Here is a 16,948-nt window from a genome sequence, read left to right on the forward strand (position 1 = left end):
TGTTAAATCTTACAACCATGAAACTCAATAAAAATATAAGTATAGCAATCCTGGCAGGAATAGGACTTTGCAGCCCTGCCTGTAAAAACTTCCTGGACCGTGTGCCGCCATCTTCCTTAAAAGAAAACCTTGTTGCCAATAAGAAGGGGATCAATGCCCTGCTGATAGGTGTGTATGGTGCACTGGACGGACAGGATTTTACAGATGGGGACATGACCAACCTCTCCGGTGGAGCAGGTTTTGCGGTATCTCCGGATAACTGGATCTATGGCAGTGTATGTGGAGGAGATGCCCATAAGGGTAGTGATCATTTTGATGCGCCGCCTATACTGGACCTTGCCCGTTATACCGCAGGCGCTACCAATAGTTTTCTCAATGATAAATGGAGAGTAGACTACGAAGGCGTGACCCGTTGTAATACGGTCCTCCGCCTGTTGCCCCAGGTAACAGATATGACTGATGAAGAGAAAACGGAGGTAGAGGCAGAAACGCATTTCCTGCGTGCTCATTACTACAGCGATCTGAAAAAGATGTTTAACATGGTGCCATGGATCGATGAAACGACCACGGACATGAAAACACCCAATAACAAGGATATATGGCCCAATATAGAAGCTGATTTTCAGTTTGCCTGGGAAAAATTACCGCTTACACAGTCGGAAGTTGGCCGTCCTAATAAATGGGCAGCCGCCTGTTACCTGGCAAAAACATACATGTACGAGCATAAATACCCTGAGGCCGAGGCGCTGTTCGACCAGATCCTGGTCTCCGGTGTAACTTCAAAAGGAGAGCATTACCAGTTAAGGAACCGTTTTGAAGATAACTTTGATGCTGCCACAGAGAATACATCGGAATGCGTTTTTGCCATACAATTCGATGCCAATGATAATTCCGGGACCTCTGCCAACGCCAACCAGGGCGAAATGCTGAACTATCCCTACAACGGGCCTTTTAGCTGTTGCGGCTTTTTCCAGCCCACACAGGACCTTGTAAACTCTTATATTACAGATGCCCAGGGGTTACCTTACCTGGACGATTACAATAACCACAGCATTACTACTGAGACACTGGACCCTCGCCTGGACTGGACGGTAGGACGGCAGGGCATTCCTTACCTCGACTGGGGCGTGCATCCCGGCGATGCCTGGATCAGGGAAGCCTCCACAGCTGGCCATTATTCTCCCAAGAAGAATGTATACTGGCAGGCTACCCAGGACAAATATTATGATCCCAGAGGATGGGCGCCAGGTAACGCCATCAACTACAACCTGATCCGCTATGCCGATATCCTGTTACTGGCCGCAGAATGTGCCGCCCAACTGGACAACCCCGATAAGGCGCAGGCATTAGTAGATAGCGTGCGTGGCAGAGCCGCCAGACCGGAAAGCGAAGTATACCTGTATAAGGATGATTCGGCCCCTATGGGTGGATTCCAGGATGTACCGGCAGCAAATTATAACATAGCCCGCTATCCCGCAGGTACCTTCAGCACCAAAGGCAAAGACTTTGCGCTGAAAGCCATCTATTTCGAACGTAAACTGGAGCTGGCCATGGAAGGACACCGCTTCTTTGACCTGGTGCGCTGGGGAATAGCGAGTGAAACGCTGAATGCCTATTTTGCTTTTGAAGGGAATCTCACGCTGGATGTACAGGGTGCGGACTTTACGAAGGGCACCAATGAATATTTTGCGATCCCACAACGGCAGATCGACCTTACCACCAATGGCGGGACCAATACATTACAACAAAATAACGGATACCATTAATAGAACGGGGGACAAAAACTGTTTAACCCGATTCTGTATCTGTAGCAAATTCAAAGCTCCTGAAGGAGCTTTGAATTTGTATTAACCGGGCTTTGGATTATCTCACTTTACATATTATGATAAAATCCGGTATTGCTGGGTAAGGTTTTTAATAGCATATTTAATCAGGGAATTATGACCGGTGAGGTTCAGCTTTTTGGAAATATTATGCCGGTGATTCTCTACCGTTTTGATACTGATGTTTAATGTCTGGGCAATCTCTTTTGTACTCAGACCTTCTGCAATCATCTGCATGATCCTGAATTCTGTCTTACTAAGTTTATTATGGATTTCAGGAGCAATGACCGGCATTGACACGATCGTTGTATGTTTTCTATCCCTGTTCTGAATGTTAAAAATAGTGAACCGGATGAGCCTTGATTTAATGCTCATAATCAATTCTTTGCTTTTAAATGGCTTGGTCAGGAAGTCGTCCGCGCCCAGGTTCATGCCCATGCGCATATCTTCTTTACCCTCTTTCCCACTGATGAAAATGAAAGGAATGTGCTGAAGCGTAGGGTCATTACGCAACTCCATGAGGAAGTGAAAACCACTGCCACCACGCAGTCTTACGCCAGATACTATCAGGTCGGGTCTGTATTGCCGGCTCATGAAAATCCCTTCTTCTGCAGAAGTGCAGGTGATGATGTCGTAGTTGTGTAAGGTCAGTAACTGCTGAATCTTTTTTATCAAAGTGATATCTTCTTCGAGCAATAATATTTTGTAGATAGGATCTTTCATTTGTTAATAGATTTGAGGTAGTTTATACGTACCTGTTATACATTGCCCGATCGCATAGGAAGAACGGATTTTCTTATTATTACTTTTATAGAACGCATAACAACTGGATGTGGTATAATTTTTCATCCGCATAGAAATTACTGTGAATACGAACATTTGATTGTCAATAGAAAGATGTGGGATAATTTCCTGAATAGCTTTTCTCTGTGCAGATAGCGGTTATAGCAAAATGAAGCATGAGTATAAGAATTTTCAAAGTATGTTTTTTAATGATAGGTAATTACTTCCATCCCTTATTATAGTAACTAACTTTTTAAGGATAATTTATTGTGAAGTCTTTCAAGAGAAGATATGGGGTATGTCTAAAGGTGCTCTGTGTACACGTAAATATGCGTTAAATAACGGCGGTTTCAGAATGTTTGGCTTTCGGCTACGCTTAAAATAAGTGTTAGCACCTAGGAATATGTGTGTCCTTACTCATTTTCCAAAAGGGTAGATGAAATTTACAAAATCTAACGCATCTATTTTACATCTTTACAGTAGAAAATGTATAAAGCATTTATCACCAGGCATATTCATCATAAAGAATTATACCAATAAGCATTTGTTCTTATATATGGGATAATCAGAAAGTTGTCTGGGAACAATATTTGGAGAGCCATATCCATAATAAAGCCAAACTCTCGTTAAGCCTGGTATGCATAAGTGAATGTGTACCAGGCAACTGCGAAAGATTTGGGACTAGCTTCCTTAAAGTGATTTATACACAGGTTTTCATAGGATAGATAACTAAATTGCCGCCTAATCCTGGGCGGCATCTTTATTTTATTAGTTAAATGTATTAGTTTTAGTTCTTCATGCAGGTCTTTATAACCGCAATGTATACACTTAATCCTATAATTCCATGCAACAGAAAACTCATTCCAACCGGAGGAATTTCATCCGGAACGTATCCCTTGGAAGCCTGGCCGCAATAAGCCTTCCATCCCTGGTCTCCGGCAATGCCAAAGAAAGTCAGACCAAAAAAATAACATTGAAAAAGGATGCGGTAGTCCTCTTTCAGGGAGATTCCATTACAGATGCAGGTCGTAAAAGGGATAAAAGCGAGGCCAATAATCCGGGTGCCCTGGGGGATGGATATGCTTTCCTGGCAGCTGCACAGCTGCTGAAAGAGTTCCCCGGTAAGAACCTGAAAATCTTTAATAAAGGCATAAGCGGTAACAAAGTATACCAGCTGGCAGAACGCTGGGAAGAAGACTGCCTGCAATTGCAGCCTGATGTGCTGAGTATCCTGATAGGGGTGAATGACTTCTGGCATACACTGACCAGTGGTTACAAAGGCACTATAAAAACTTATACTGATGATTTAACCGCATTGCTGGACCGTACCAAACAGAAACTACCTGCCATACAGCTGGTGATAGGGGAACCCTTTGCCGTGATTGGTATAAGAGCCGTAGATGAAAAGTGGTATCCTGCTTTTAACGACTACCGCGCTGCGGCGAAAGAAATAGCAGATAAATACGGGGCGGCATATATACCTTACCAGTCAATTTTTGACAAGGCGCAGAAAGTGGCGCCGGGTTCTTACTGGACAGGAGATGGCGTACATCCAAGTCTGGCAGGGGCGGAGTTAATGGCTGCTTCCTGGTTAGAGACCGTAAAGAAATAAACGATACTGGAAAGGCTCCTTAACGGTGCCTTTCCAGTATTATATAATGTCTAAAACAGGAATTGAACAGGAACAAAACAGGTTCATCCTACGTTTATCCTACGTCTTTTAACGTAGGATAAACGTAGGATGAACCTCTTCAAGAGCCGTTTTATTCTTGTTTTATTCCTCTTTTACAAGGATTCAGTCTTTACCTTCGGAGGCATCAGTTTATAGACTACCGGTGTCACTATTCTGGACAACAATGTAGAACTGATCAACCCGCCGATCAGGACAATAGCAAGCGGTGCTATTAATGGATTGGTAGAGATGGCAATAGGGAATAATCCACCAATCGCCGTGAGGGAGGTCAGTACAATCGGTAAGAAACGTACTTCGCCGGCTTCCCGGATAGCCGTTTCCAGCGGTTTACCCTGTTCCCTCAACTGGTTGGTAAAGTCTACCAGCAGGATCGTATTCTTTACTTCAATACCTGCCAGGGCAATCATCCCCACAATAGCAATGAAAGACAGTGAATTCCCCGTGGCCCATAATGCAATGGCTGCGCCTACAATACCCAGGGGAATGACAGATAATACGATCAGTGTACTTTTAAAAGTACCAAACTCCAGTACCAGTACAGCGATAAACAGGAAGATGGTAACGATGATAATGCTCATAAATCCACCAAAAGAATCCTGTCTTGATTCCACTTCTCCACCCATCTCATAGCTATATCCCGCAGGCAATTTCATCCCATCCATCTTCCGGACCACATCATTGATCACACGGTCTACCAGGAAACCTTTCTGTACAAAAGCCGTAACAGATACCACACGTCTTTTTTCCTGGTGATGAATACTGAGCGGAGAGGTTTCCAGCCGCAGGTCTGCCACCTGATTAAGAGGGTAGGCTTTACCGCTACGACTGTTCACATACAGGTTATTGAACACGTCCAATGTGGGATGTCCTTCCTTATTGCGGGTAAGCAGGATATCGTAGTCGTTGTCATTGTTATCAGAATAATGACCAAGGTTCAGCCCGGTTACCGCCAGTCTTACCGTACGGTCTATCGACACACTGGAAACATCGAGCAGCTGTGCCTTTTCATTATTAATCGCCACACGCACATCGCTTTTCAGGAGATACACCGGGTTGTTGACATAGATAGCGCCCTGTGTATGCTGTAAAAGCACTTCCGCACGGGCTGCCAGGTTACGCAGGGTATCCAGGTTGTCACCGAACAGGCGGATCTCTACAGGGGCAGGAACGGCAGGTCCCTGTTCGAAGTTGGTTACTTCTACTTTAGCGCCGGGATAAGGTGTCCATAACTTACGCAGTTTTTCAATGAGCGCCAGCTTTACGTCCGGAGAGGTATGTTCATTGAGTTGCACAAAGATCTGTGCATAGTCGGTCCTTTCATGCTCCGGTACAATGTTGTAATAGATCCGCGGATTGCCCTTGCCGATATTGGAAGAATAGTATTTAATACCATGTTCATTCTTCAATACCTTCTCAATGTCTTTTGTAATACTGTTGGTATACGCCAGGCTGGATTGAGGGGGGGCGGTGATATTGATCAGGAACTGGGGTTTCTCAGAAGCCGGGAAGAGACTGAAGCCAACCACCTTGAAAAGGATCAGAGAGGTACCAAAGATCACCAGGGTAGCCAGGATGGTCAATACGGGCCTGTTCAGTGCTTTGTCCAGCAGTTTGGAATAACTGCCGTGAATGAGGCGTTTAAGGGCACGCATGAAGATATTACCATCGGGATGTCCGGTATGTTCGGATAATAATTTACTGGAAAGGAAAGGGATGATCGTTAAGGAAACCAGCATAGAGGCAAATACGCTCATGATCACCGCCAGCGGTAATCCACGGATAAAATCCCCGGCGCCTTCCGGCAGGAATACCAGTGGCATAAAGGCAATCATCAGTGCTGCCGTACAACCTATTACCGCTTTACCTATCTGCCCCGTAGCTTTTAAGGTAGCCTCCATACGGGTATGTCCTTCCAGTATCCATCTTTCTATATTCTCTACTACTACAATGCTGTCATCCACCAGTAATCCCAATGCTACTACTAATCCTACGATACTTAACTGGTTGAGGTTATATCCGAATAATTGTAGCAGGATAACGCCGATAGCTAAAGATAATGGGATAGAGATCATTACGATCAATGCAGGGCGGAATCCTAAAGGAAGCAGTGTAACGGCTACCAGCAGGATGGCGATGAGGAAGTCTTCGCCTAATCCGCCCAGGCGGTGGTTCACATTTTCTGCCTGGTCAAAACTCTGTACCAGGTCTATATTTGAAGGCAAGGTCTTTTTAAACTGAGCGATAACAGGTTGATATTGCTTTTGGGTTTGGCTGATGTTCTCTCCCTCTTTCTGCGCCGCAACAACAAATACACTACGGTGTCCGTTAAGACGGGTTTCATATGTTGCATCGTCATAACCATAGTACACATTGGCAATATCTTTCAGGAAAACATTCTTTCCTGCGCTGTTGTATACAACGGTATTCTTTATCTGGTCCAGTTGCTGATAACTGCCACTGCTTTTGATGTTGAAGGTACGGTTGCCGGCATCCAAACTACCACCCGGTGTATTCACCATTTCGTTCTGCAGACTGGTTGTCACATTATCCGTAGTGATGCCCATCTGTGCTATTTTATCTGTTGCCAGTTCTATGCGCACCTGTCTGTTGGGTAATCCGTGGATCTCTACATTTTTTAACGACCGGATACGTTCCAGTTCATCCTGTAGTTTCTCTGCATAGTACTGTAGCTTGTCGCGAGGTGCATTTTCAGATACCAGTGCTATCTGTAGAATATTTACATCACTGGGCTGAAAACGCATCACTGTTACATTGATGTTCTCCGGTAATTCACTGCGTTTGCCGTTCATGACGCGCAGTACTTCCTGGTATTTGTCATCAACATTACTGCCGTATTTGTATTCTATTCTTATCACGGCAAGACCGTCCCCAATGTTCGTGCGTACACGTTTGATATTCTCCTGTGCAGAGAATTCTTTTTCCAGCGGATCAACGATAAGGTTCTCCATGTCTTTAGGACTGGTACCGGGGTATACGATGGCTACAGAATAGGTAGGAGCATGCATTTCCGGATCTTCCGAACGGGGCATATTAAGGATGGTGGTGATGCCCAACACAACGATCATAATAAAGATCACCAGCGTGAACTGGTAGTTCTTTACTGCGTATGAAGATATTTTCATGTTCCAGGATATTAATTATTCGTAATAGTGATGGGACTTCCCTCTGTTAAATAAGCGCTGCCGGAGATGATCAGTGAACCTGCATTCTGCAATCCTTTGCTGATGATCACGTGATCTTTTTCCATACCAGCGATAGTAACCGTTACCTTATGCGCTGTTTTATTATCACTGGTAACGAATACATATCCTGTGTTGCCGTCTCCTTCCAGCAGGGCATCATAGGGAATATCCCATGGGCCGTCACCTTCTGTAGCAGCAGGAACGACAGGAGTGATCTTTGCCTTGCCGAACATGCCAAAGGCAATAGCAGCAGGCTTTTCGCCCATCAGTTTAATATCTGCTGTGAAGGAGTTGTTAGCGGCATTGATACCTTCTGATTTGCGGGAGATAACGCCATTGAATGTTTTACCGGGAATAGATTCTACTTCTACCTGTGCCTTATCCTGTATCCTGATGGCCGCCCATTCTTTATTACTCACGGGTACACGCAGTAACCAGTCGCCGGATTGTGCACCATTGGTTTCAAACACGGCAGTGCCGGGTTGTACCATTTGTCCTTCGCTGGCCAGTTTGCGTAACACGAAACCATTTGCCTGTGCCCTGATCTGAGAATGACTGCGGTTGAACTGTGCGCTTTTCAATTGTTCCTGTGCAATATCTACCGCTGTTTGTGTGTTCTGTAACTGTTCCAGTGTAGCAACACTGTCTTTGTAAAGGTTCTGTATACGCTGATGGTCGCGTACTGATTTATCGTAGGAAAGCTGTGCCTGTTGTACCTGTGCATCAATTTCTGTAGGATTGAGGGTCGCCAGCAGCTGTCCCTGTTTAATGGCATCACCTTCTTTTACAAGCAGGCTTTGTATGATACCCCCGGTTTTAAAAGAAAGCATCACTTCATCATCAGTAGTAAATTGTCCGGATACATTGATCAGGTTGATAGCAGCTATCTGGCCATTCAGCGGCAATAGTTTTACCGGTATTTTATCTGTTTCTTTTTTCTGTTCTGCTGATGTTTTTTCTCCGCATGAAACTGCAAAAGAGGAGAGGAGCGCCAGTAAGGCAATAACATGTAGTGTTTTCATGTTTCAGTATTTTAAAGAGTTATAGTTTATAGGTAGCCTGTGTTCTTTCAATTTCTGCCAGGGCAGTCTGCACCTGTGCAAAAGCAACGGAGAGCTGTAATCTGGCGCTGGTCAGCTGGTTCTGTGCATCGAGTAATTCGATGTAGAGGAGTTGTCCTGCTTTATATACTTTCAGTTGGTCGTTGTAATATTTTTCGGAGAACTGTAACTGCGTTTGTGCGTTGGAGAAACTGGCAACAGCCGTATGATAATTGTTCTGTGCAGTATTGACTTCCAGTTGTAATGCGTTGTTGGTTTCATTGTAGGACGCCTGTATCACCTGTATATCTGATGCCGCCTGTTGTGCCTTGTATTTGCGTTGTCCGCCGGCGAAGAGGTCCCATTGCAGGTTTACACCCCACATGTAATAGCGCGATTTATTATCAACATTCCAGTTGTATGCCTGGGAGCCCAGGTCTAAGAATGTGCTGAGTTTAGGGATGAGATAGGAAGAGGATAATTTGTATTGCAGATCAGCGATCTTTTTCTGCTGGTCCAGCTGAATCAGTTCTTCCCGGGAGCCGCTGGCTTCCGGGATACTGGTCAATGCCGGTGTAAAAACAGTACTATCCAGGGTAATGGGAGTAGTAAAAGGCTGGTTGAGCAGGAAATTAAAATAGGCCTGTGCATTCTGCTGTTTGTTCTGAGCCTCAGTAATAGAGGTTTCTATCTTTTGCTGTTCTGCCTGTGCACGTGTCAGAGAGGTATTGTTACGGACACCGTTATCAAGGAAACTCTTATTCACCCTGATATTTTCCTGTACCTGAGCCAGTGCGGTATTGTAAATCTCCACCGCTTTAACTGCCTGGTAATACTGATAATATGCAGTTTTAATATCCTTTACAAGAGCGCGTTTGTAAACATTGACGGTAGCCTGTTGCAGGGTAATACTTTCTTTACGGATCTTCTGTGCATACCATATTTCCGTGTTGATCAGCGGCAGGGACGTGCGTACATGCAGATCGTAATAGTTATCAGGGTTCAGTAGCACCGACTGGTTGGGCAACTGAGGGAACTTCTGACTGTTAGTAAGCGTGTTCAACGTATTGTACACCGGGTTCAGCATGTCCCCGACAGGGATATCGATCGTACGGCCACCGCCGGCTTTGGTATAGGACCCTGTCACACCCACCTGCGGATAAAAGAGCGCCTTTGCTTCCTTCAGCGCTAAAAGTGACTTATCCAGCTGAAAGTTGCGCTGTTGTAAGCCCTGATTGTGTTCAAAAGCTTCTTTTATGTACCTGTCGAGTACATTTTCCTGCCCAAAAGCCCCTATGGCAGAGCTAATTAGCAGTAGCATTATGAACGATAATTTGTTGATGATGTTTGTTGACATAATGAACACTGTTTATTAATAGCGTTAAAAAAAAGACACATTGAGTGTCAGTTGTTTAAATGTATAGTTGATGAAGTCAATTAAGTATGATGATACTGTTGATAGCGTCAACTAATTGGGGTTACTATCAACAGTATCAATCGTTTATCGCGTTATGTTATCGATATATTGATCTACAGCTATCTGCAGCATATCCTGTACTTTATCCTCTGGGACTTCCAGTACTTTGCAGCGTCCCCGTACATTTAAAGAAACCAGGCCATGTACCATTGACCAGCAGGATAAAGCGCCTATCATTACATTCTCATATTTCAGCTTATCTATTGCGGCCTGGATTATATTCATCAGGAACTGGAAAGCACTGGAGCCGCTTTTCCATTCTTCATTTTTCTCTGCATTCATAGGAGAACGGATGATGAACATGAGATCATACAGATCCGGATTACCCATCCCAAATTCAACATATAATTTAGCCATTTGCCTTAATTGCTGTATTGGTTCGATAGCAGTGATACCTTCTCTGAATACATTGGCCAATTTCTCAAAAGCTTCTGTCTGTAATCCCCATAATAATTCATCTTTATCTTTATAATATAGATAAATGGTAGCAGGGCTATATTCTATTTTATCAGCTATATTACGGATGGAAGTTTTTTCATAACCATCTTTCACAAACATATCCATGGCAGCGTCCATAATCAGACGGCGCATCTCAAGTTTTTCGCGTTCTTTTCTATCAGTGATGCCCATTGTTATTTTATTTACAATGCAAACTTACTGAACGGTGTTCATAATTTAAAATATATTTTCTATTTTTACGTCAACATAAAAAAAACACCCTATGGAGTTATATACAATATTAGGAGCAGGAGGAGTGATAGCGAACGAGTTAACTAAAGAATTACAGGCAAACGGAAAGAAAGTAAGATTAGTGAGCCGTCAGCCCAAGGCCATTGGCGAAGCTGAAACCATGGCCGCGGATATTACTGACCCGTTACAAACCCGCAGGGCGGTAAGCGGTTCTTCTATGGTATTCCTGTGTGCAGGACTGGCATACAATCATAAAATATGGGAAGTGGCCTGGCCTAAGATCATACAGAATGTCATTCATGCCTGCAGTGAGGCGGGCGTTCCCCTCATTTTCTTTGATAATGTGTATATGTATGGGCTGGTAGACGGCCCTATGACAGAAGAAACTCCTTATAACCCTTGTAGTAAGAAAGGGGAGATCCGGGCAATGATTGCTAATAAAATCATGGACAGGGTAAAAGAAGGCCGCCTGACGGCCACCATTGCGCGTGCAGCCGATTTTTACGGCCCCGGAGCTGATACTACCGGTATTATGAACCTGCTGGTGATTGGTAACCTCTCAAAAGGCAAAATGGCTAACTGGCTGGGTAGTGATCAGTATACGCATAGTTATACCTTCACGCCGGATGCGGGGAAGGCATTGTATTTACTGTCTCAGGACAACAGTACTTTTAACCAGATATGGCATTTGCCAACAACCAATCCGGCGCCTAACGGGAAGGAGTATATAGAAATGGTGGCAGGGATATTAAATGTAAAACCCCGTTATATGCGACTGACAGGATGGATGGTCCGCCTTGCGGGTCTTTTCGATACCACTATCGGTGAACTGCACGAAATGCTTTACCAGAGTAATCATCCTTATATTTTTGACAGTACAAAATTTGAAAAGCATTTCAATTTTAAACCAACATCTTATGAAGATGGATTGAGGCAAACCATCGGGAAATAATAAAAAATATTTGGAAGTATAAATATTCCTGTTTTATATTTGCACCAGTTCTTTAAGATTCTTATCAAGAAAGACGGAGGGAAATGGCCCTGCGAAGTCTTAGCAACCATCCTGCTTTAACAAACAGGAAAGGTGCTACATCCACCCGGTATAAAATCCGGGAAAGATAAGTCAGTTAGTTTGATCTATATTATTTCCGATATACGAAAACTCACCTGGCTCCCAGGTGAGTTTTTTTGTTTTATAGACAAATCATCTCTCTCTCTCTCTTAGTCTCTCTGATAAGCTGTTTAACAACAATCCTTCATCAAACTAAAAAACAAAAAAGAGATGAGTACAATTACGCAATTAATCCATTCCATTCCGGTAGACGAACAGACAGGCGCTATAGCAGTTCCTATTTATCAGACCTCTACTTTCGTGCAGGAAGCCCCCGGTGTTAACAAAGGTTACGACTACGCACGCACTAATAATCCCACACGTGAAATACTGGAAAAGATAGTGGCACAACTGGAAGAAGGAGCGACTGGTATTGCTTTTTCAAGTGGGCTGGCAGCTATTGATGCGGTATTAAAACTCCTGAAATCAGGGGATGAAATAGTGGCTGTGGATGATATCTACGGAGGGGCATTTCGCTTGTTCACGAAGGTGTATGAAAAGTTTGGTATCAAAGTAACATATGTAGATACTTCGGATACACAGGCAGTGTTTAATGCTATCACACCGGCTACCCGTTTGATATGGCTGGAAACACCTACCAATCCTACTTTGAAGATCTCAGATATTGCTGCGATAGCTAAAATAGCGAAGGCAGGTAAATGCCTGTTTTGTGTAGACAATACTTTTGCTTCTCCGGTGTTACAACAACCACTGAAACTGGGCGCAGATATCGTTGTTCACAGCGCTACCAAATACCTGGGCGGTCATAGTGATCTGATTGCCGGTGTAGTAGTGACCAAAACAGCAGAACTGGGGGCCGAGGTCCGCTTTTACCAGAATGCCTGCGGGGCTATCCTGTCGCCGTTCGACAGCTTCCTGCTGATACGTGGTATTGAAACATTACACCTGCGCGTGAGGCAGCATTGTGCCAATGCACAGCAGGTTGCAGAATATCTTGAAAACCATCCGCTTGTAGATAAAGTATATTATCCCGGTCTTTCATCCCACCCCAATCATTTACTGGCCGGGCAACAGGCTAAAGGTTTTGGCGGCATTGTTTCCTTTACCCTTAAGGACGATACAGAAGAAGCAGCTAAATCCTTCGTAACCAATACACGCTATTTTAAGCTGGCTGAAAGTCTGGGTGGTATTAAAAGCCTGCTTTGCCATCCTGCCAGCATGACCCACAAATCCATTCCTGATGAGAAACGCAGGGCCGCAGGGGTGGCAGACAGCCTGATACGCCTGTCTGTAGGGCTGGAAGAACCGGCCGATCTCCTGGAAGACCTGCAACAAACATTTAACAAAATAGATCAATTACAGCCCGCAGTTTCTGGTTTATAGTTCGTAGTTTGCAGTTTCAGGGAACTGCATGCCATAACTATAAATTGTTAACTATGTATAGACGGTTATTACTTAGTATAATCATTTCCGTTACCTGTTATCAAACTTTTGCTCAAACACTTATAAGAGACGTCACACTCATAGATGGCAGCGGGGATGCTGTACAGCTGCATGCTAACCTGCTGATCGCAGGAGACAGCATTGTATCTATCGGTACTACCCAGATCCCGCCACATACAAAAGTGATCAGCATGACCGGTAAAACGGTGATGCCACTGCTGATAAGCGGGCATGAACACCTGGGATTACTGAAAGGCAATACGGCTTCTGCCGGCAACTATACACGGGAGAATGTAGTCCGTCAGTTGCAGCGTTACCTTAACTACGGGGTAGGTACAGTGTTGAGTCTGGGTACGGATCAGCCATTGGTATTTCCCCTGCGCGATTCTTCCCGTCTGGGGCTGATACCGGGAGCCACTTTGCTCACAGCCGGTTATGGTTTTGGCGCGAAGAACGGGCTGCCACCGGCAGCTTTTGGTACGCAGGTGCAACGCCCGGCCACTCCCGCAGAAGCAATAGCGGATGTACGCAAACTGGCTTTATTAAAACCGGACTTCCTGAAGTTATGGGTGGACGATGGCGGAGGTACCATGCCTGAAATAGAACCCGCTGTTTATGAAGCGCTGATAAAAGAAGCACATCGGCAGGGATTGAAAGTTGCGGCACATGTCTATTACCTCGAAGATGCCCGAAGGCTGGTGAATGCAGGCGTAGACCTGCTGGCGCACAGCATCCGTGATAAAGAAGTGGATGCGTCGCTGATCACAGCAATGAAAGAAAAGGGCACATTTTATATTCCCACATTATCATTGGATGAATATGGTTTTATCTATGCAGGGCAACCTGAATGGATGAATGATCCTTTCTTTATCCGTTCATTGGAACCGGGTGTACTGGAGATGCTTACCAGTGATGCCTACCGCCAGCAACAGCAGCAGGATAAAACCCGGGAAAAGAAAATGCGTGCCTTCATGACAGCCGTAGTGAACCTGCGTAAACTGGATAGTGCCGGTGTGAAAATTGCCATGGGTACAGATGCCGGTGCCCAGCCAGTAAGAGCGCAGGGATTCTCTGAGCACCTGGAGCTGCAACTGATGGTAGAAGCAGGTTTGAGTCCTTTGAAAGTGATTAGTTGCGCAACGCAGAATGGTGCTGAATTACTGGGAATTAATAAACAGGTGGGTACTTTAACAGCAGGTAAAAAAGCAGATTTTATGATCCTGGAAGGAGATCCTTCCCAGGATATTAATAATACAAGGACGATCGTAGAAATTTGGAAAAACGGGAAAAAAGTTGAGCAAAATGATTAGAAACCTATTGACGCTATGCCTGCTGCTATGCACTGCTTCTTTGCAGGCGCAATCTTTTACGCCTGATGAACAGGTACAGATCAGGAAATCCTTTTACCTGCTGTATGTGCTGGAAAGAAAAAGTGATGTACATAATATCGTAGTAAAAAATACAGTTTTCAATAATGTGGCCCGTGAACGGCAGGCCAGGATCAGTAAGGCTTACAGCACATGTTCTAATGTATCCTGTTTAACAGAAGCTTTATTATGGACGCCTGAAGAAATAAAAGGAACAAGTGCGGAATTTCAACGCTTATCTGTATCCGACAGAGATTTCAAAGCTTTGATAGAACGCTTGAAAGCAGAGGACCGTTATCCTGTATATAGCGGTGACGCTGATACGGCTTTTATCAGAAAAGCATGGCAGGATGTTACGGAGGGTATCAATCTTATTTGCAGCGTCTATTTAAAGGGTGTACCACCCCGTTATCCAAGGATAGATTCCATCTCTTTCCGTCCTTCAGATCCTGCTTTTTTTCAGTTGGTAAAAACCAATTTAAAGACGGTAGTAACAGCAGGCAAGGGGAATGCTTTTTACAAACAGCCTTTGGCCGCAGCATTAAAAGCACTGACGATTAACGGACGTGATGAGGCTACCCGTTATGAACCTTTATATAAAGATAAAAATGCAGCTCCTTTCGCCAAATCGAGAAGAGTGAACTGGAATGCTTTTCGTTACAGTACGATACTGGTACCGGGTGCTGGTCCGGGTGTGGATGGGCGTTCTATAGACAGTGTGGGTATGTATCGTTGCAGGCTGGCAGTGGATGCTTACAAAAAGGGGGTAGCTCCTTTTATTATTGTTTCCGGCGGGCATGTACATCCTTATAAAACACCCTTCTGTGAGGCGATAGAAATGAAGAAGTACATCACCGGCAAACTGGGATTACCCGATAGTGCGGTGATTATAGAACCACATGCCAGACATACCACTACCAATATCAGGAATGCAGAAAGACTGATGTATTTGTTCAATATGCCGGCAACGAAACCGGGGCTCATAATATCGGATGCTTTTCAGTCGCTTGCTATAGAAAAGATGGCTATCCGTTTTATGAATGAGCTGGGATACATTCCTTACCAGAGCCTGGAAAGGGTGAGCGCTACTGAGAATGCTTTTGTCCCGTCGCCTAAAGCGTGGCAGCAGAATCCTGAAGAGCCGCTGGATCCTTAAGTCTGGCACCTGTAAATTTTGTCACCAGCATCGCCGCCACGGTATCACCGGTAGCGTTTAATATAGTAGCCAGCGGGTCTACCAGGGTGCCTATGATCATCACTGCCGGTAAGGCAGCTACCGGAAAACCATATACAGATATCACCAGTAATTCTCCAATATAACCGCCATTGGGAATACCTCCTTCCACTATACTCACTAATACTGTAATGCCCATGGCCAGCAGGATAGTATCTATGCCGCTGAAATCACGTCCGAACATGGCGAATACGACCCCTATTTTAACAACAGAAGAAATGCTGGAACCGTCTTTATGTAAAGTGGCCCCCAGCGGCACTACTACGCTGTTGATATGATCGGGGACACCCATTTTGGCCGCAGCATCCAGGTTAGCAGGAATAGTAGCAATGCTGCTACAGGAACCCAGCGCTGTAAAAGTGGGTATCACGTTATATTTCCAATAGGTCTTAATGCCTTTTACACCGCCCGCCACAAAGGCATATACGCTGAACATCACTATAAAATAGAAGATCCCAAAACCATAATAAACAGCCATGGAACTGGCGTAGGTGCCAAAGAGCTGTGGCCCCAGTGTGCCAACCTGGTAAGCAAAATAGGCGCCTAACCCGATGGGGGCCAGGTACATAATAAGTATCAGCAGGTGTTTCATCACTTCGTTCCCCGACATCAGGAAACGGCGGAATGGCTCGCCTGTGTTACCGGCTTTTAAAGTCGCAAAACCTATCAGGGTAGAGAATATGATAAAGGGCAGCATGTTCTTCCTGGATAATAACTCGAAGAATTCCCCTGTAGTAAGCAGTTTGGTTACCTGGTCCCCGAAATTCCCTGTGTTTGTATCCGCAATAAAGTTAGCCGCATCTGTGGTCACAGCCTGTAAGGGAAAGATGCGGATAGTGACAATCGTTAAAAAGGAGGAGATGAGTACTGTACCCAGGAAAACAGCTCCCATTACCGAGAGTATCTTTCCCAGTTTCTGCCCGGGATCTACATTGGCGATAGCCGAGGCAATACTAAAGAATACCAGGGGGATAATTGCCGTAAAAAGGATGTTCAGGAAGATATCTCCTATGGGCTTGATCACCTCAATGCTTTTCCCGAATATCAGTCCCAGTATGCTTCCGGTTGTAATACCACCTAATAAAAGCAGTATGCCGCTGTAGTTTTTAAATAGTGTTCGCAT

12 protein-coding genes and 1 riboswitch are annotated in these 16,948 nt (G+C 44.7%); of the genes, 6 read left to right on the forward strand and 6 right to left on the reverse strand.

The window, feature by feature from the left end:
• The first annotated feature begins 17 nt into the window (after positions 1 to 17).
• On the forward strand, positions 18 to 1,766 hold the full coding sequence (locus GO495_RS27700; RefSeq protein WP_157303200.1) for a RagB/SusD family nutrient uptake outer membrane protein: 1,749 nt from the start codon (positions 18 to 20) through the stop codon (positions 1,764 to 1,766).
• A 114-nt stretch (positions 1,767 to 1,880) separates the two neighbouring features.
• Here GO495_RS27700 and GO495_RS27705 read toward each other — a convergent pair whose 3' ends face one another.
• Positions 1,881 to 2,546 carry a response regulator transcription factor gene (locus tag GO495_RS27705; RefSeq protein ID WP_157303201.1) on the reverse strand — a complete coding sequence of 222 codons (666 nt, stop codon included), beginning with the start codon at positions 2,544 to 2,546 and terminating at the stop codon, positions 1,881 to 1,883.
• A gap of 904 nt (positions 2,547 to 3,450) precedes the next feature.
• On the opposite strand from GO495_RS27705, the gene GO495_RS27710 reads away from it, so the two are divergent.
• Complete coding sequence (locus GO495_RS27710) at positions 3,451 to 4,218, forward strand: SGNH/GDSL hydrolase family protein (protein WP_157303202.1); 768 nt, start codon at positions 3,451 to 3,453, stop codon at positions 4,216 to 4,218.
• A gap of 173 nt (positions 4,219 to 4,391) precedes the next feature.
• Here GO495_RS27710 and GO495_RS27715 read toward each other — a convergent pair whose 3' ends face one another.
• The 4 genes from GO495_RS27715 to GO495_RS27730 all read right to left on the reverse strand — a co-directional run bounded on the left by GO495_RS27715 (position 4,392) and on the right by GO495_RS27730 (position 10,649).
• The gene (locus GO495_RS27715; RefSeq protein WP_157303203.1) at positions 4,392 to 7,442 is read right to left on the reverse strand and encodes an efflux RND transporter permease subunit; all 3,051 of its coding nucleotides are present in this window, start codon (positions 7,440 to 7,442) and stop codon (positions 4,392 to 4,394) included.
• Positions 7,443 to 7,453: 11 nt separating this feature from the next.
• On the reverse strand, positions 7,454 to 8,524 hold the full coding sequence (locus tag GO495_RS27720; RefSeq protein WP_157303204.1) for an efflux RND transporter periplasmic adaptor subunit: 1,071 nt from the start codon (positions 8,522 to 8,524) through the stop codon (positions 7,454 to 7,456).
• Between the two features lie 19 nt (positions 8,525 to 8,543).
• Positions 8,544 to 9,863 (reverse strand): TolC family protein, encoded by a 1,320-nt coding sequence (locus tag GO495_RS27725; protein ID WP_170302733.1) that lies wholly within the window; start codon positions 9,861 to 9,863, stop codon positions 8,544 to 8,546.
• Positions 9,864 to 10,043: 180 nt separating this feature from the next.
• The gene (locus tag GO495_RS27730; protein WP_157303206.1) at positions 10,044 to 10,649 is read right to left on the reverse strand and encodes a TetR/AcrR family transcriptional regulator; all 606 of its coding nucleotides are present in this window, start codon (positions 10,647 to 10,649) and stop codon (positions 10,044 to 10,046) included.
• Positions 10,650 to 10,740: 91 nt separating this feature from the next.
• Between GO495_RS27730 and GO495_RS27735 the strand changes: the two genes are divergently transcribed.
• The 4 genes from GO495_RS27735 to GO495_RS27750 all read left to right on the forward strand — a co-directional run bounded on the left by GO495_RS27735 (position 10,741) and on the right by GO495_RS27750 (position 15,747).
• Positions 10,741 to 11,661 (forward strand): NAD-dependent epimerase/dehydratase family protein, encoded by a 921-nt coding sequence (locus GO495_RS27735; protein WP_157303207.1) that lies wholly within the window; start codon positions 10,741 to 10,743, stop codon positions 11,659 to 11,661.
• 58 nt (positions 11,662 to 11,719) lie between these two features.
• A riboswitch (SAM riboswitch) is annotated at positions 11,720 to 11,834 on the forward strand.
• 157 nt (positions 11,835 to 11,991) lie between these two features.
• A complete protein-coding gene (locus tag GO495_RS27740; protein WP_157303208.1) occupies positions 11,992 to 13,164 on the forward strand; it encodes a trans-sulfuration enzyme family protein in 1,173 nt (390 codons plus the stop codon).
• A 53-nt stretch (positions 13,165 to 13,217) separates the two neighbouring features.
• A complete protein-coding gene (locus tag GO495_RS27745; protein ID WP_157303209.1) occupies positions 13,218 to 14,534 on the forward strand; it encodes an amidohydrolase family protein in 1,317 nt (438 codons plus the stop codon).
• A complete protein-coding gene (locus GO495_RS27750; protein ID WP_157303210.1) occupies positions 14,527 to 15,747 on the forward strand; it encodes a YdcF family protein in 1,221 nt (406 codons plus the stop codon). The genes GO495_RS27745 and GO495_RS27750 overlap by 8 nt, the downstream gene beginning before the upstream one ends.
• On the opposite strand, the gene GO495_RS27755 is transcribed toward GO495_RS27750, so the two are convergent.
• Complete coding sequence (locus GO495_RS27755; protein ID WP_157303211.1) at positions 15,704 to 16,948, reverse strand: dicarboxylate/amino acid:cation symporter; 1,245 nt, start codon at positions 16,946 to 16,948, stop codon at positions 15,704 to 15,706. The two genes, GO495_RS27750 and GO495_RS27755, sit on opposite strands and share 44 nt — an antisense overlap.

The sequence above is a fragment of the Chitinophaga oryziterrae genome (assembly GCF_009758125.1).
Lineage (GTDB): Bacteria > Bacteroidota > Bacteroidia > Chitinophagales > Chitinophagaceae > Chitinophaga > Chitinophaga oryziterrae.

Excerpts from the sequence above, each read along its gene's own strand:
- GO495_RS27700 (WP_157303200.1), top strand. The coding sequence starts at position 18 with ATGAAACTCAATAAAAATATAAGTATAGCAATCCTGGCAGGAATAGGA.
- GO495_RS27705 (WP_157303201.1), bottom strand. The coding sequence starts at position 2,546 with ATGAAAGATCCTATCTACAAAATATTATTGCTCGAAGAAGATATCACT.
- GO495_RS27710 (WP_157303202.1), top strand. The coding sequence starts at position 3,451 with ATGCAACAGAAAACTCATTCCAACCGGAGGAATTTCATCCGGAACGTA.
- GO495_RS27715 (WP_157303203.1), bottom strand. The coding sequence starts at position 7,442 with ATGAAAATATCTTCATACGCAGTAAAGAACTACCAGTTCACGCTGGTG.
- GO495_RS27720 (WP_157303204.1), bottom strand. The coding sequence starts at position 8,524 with ATGAAAACACTACATGTTATTGCCTTACTGGCGCTCCTCTCCTCTTTT.
- GO495_RS27725 (WP_170302733.1), bottom strand. The coding sequence starts at position 9,863 with ATGCTACTGCTAATTAGCTCTGCCATAGGGGCTTTTGGGCAGGAAAAT.
- GO495_RS27730 (WP_157303206.1), bottom strand. The coding sequence starts at position 10,649 with ATGGGCATCACTGATAGAAAAGAACGCGAAAAACTTGAGATGCGCCGT.
- GO495_RS27735 (WP_157303207.1), top strand. The coding sequence starts at position 10,741 with ATGGAGTTATATACAATATTAGGAGCAGGAGGAGTGATAGCGAACGAG.
- GO495_RS27740 (WP_157303208.1), top strand. The coding sequence starts at position 11,992 with ATGAGTACAATTACGCAATTAATCCATTCCATTCCGGTAGACGAACAG.
- GO495_RS27745 (WP_157303209.1), top strand. The coding sequence starts at position 13,218 with ATGTATAGACGGTTATTACTTAGTATAATCATTTCCGTTACCTGTTAT.
- GO495_RS27750 (WP_157303210.1), top strand. The coding sequence starts at position 14,527 with ATGATTAGAAACCTATTGACGCTATGCCTGCTGCTATGCACTGCTTCT.
- GO495_RS27755 (WP_157303211.1), bottom strand. The coding sequence starts at position 16,948 with ATGCGAACACTATTTAAAAACTACAGCGGCATACTGCTTTTATTAGGT.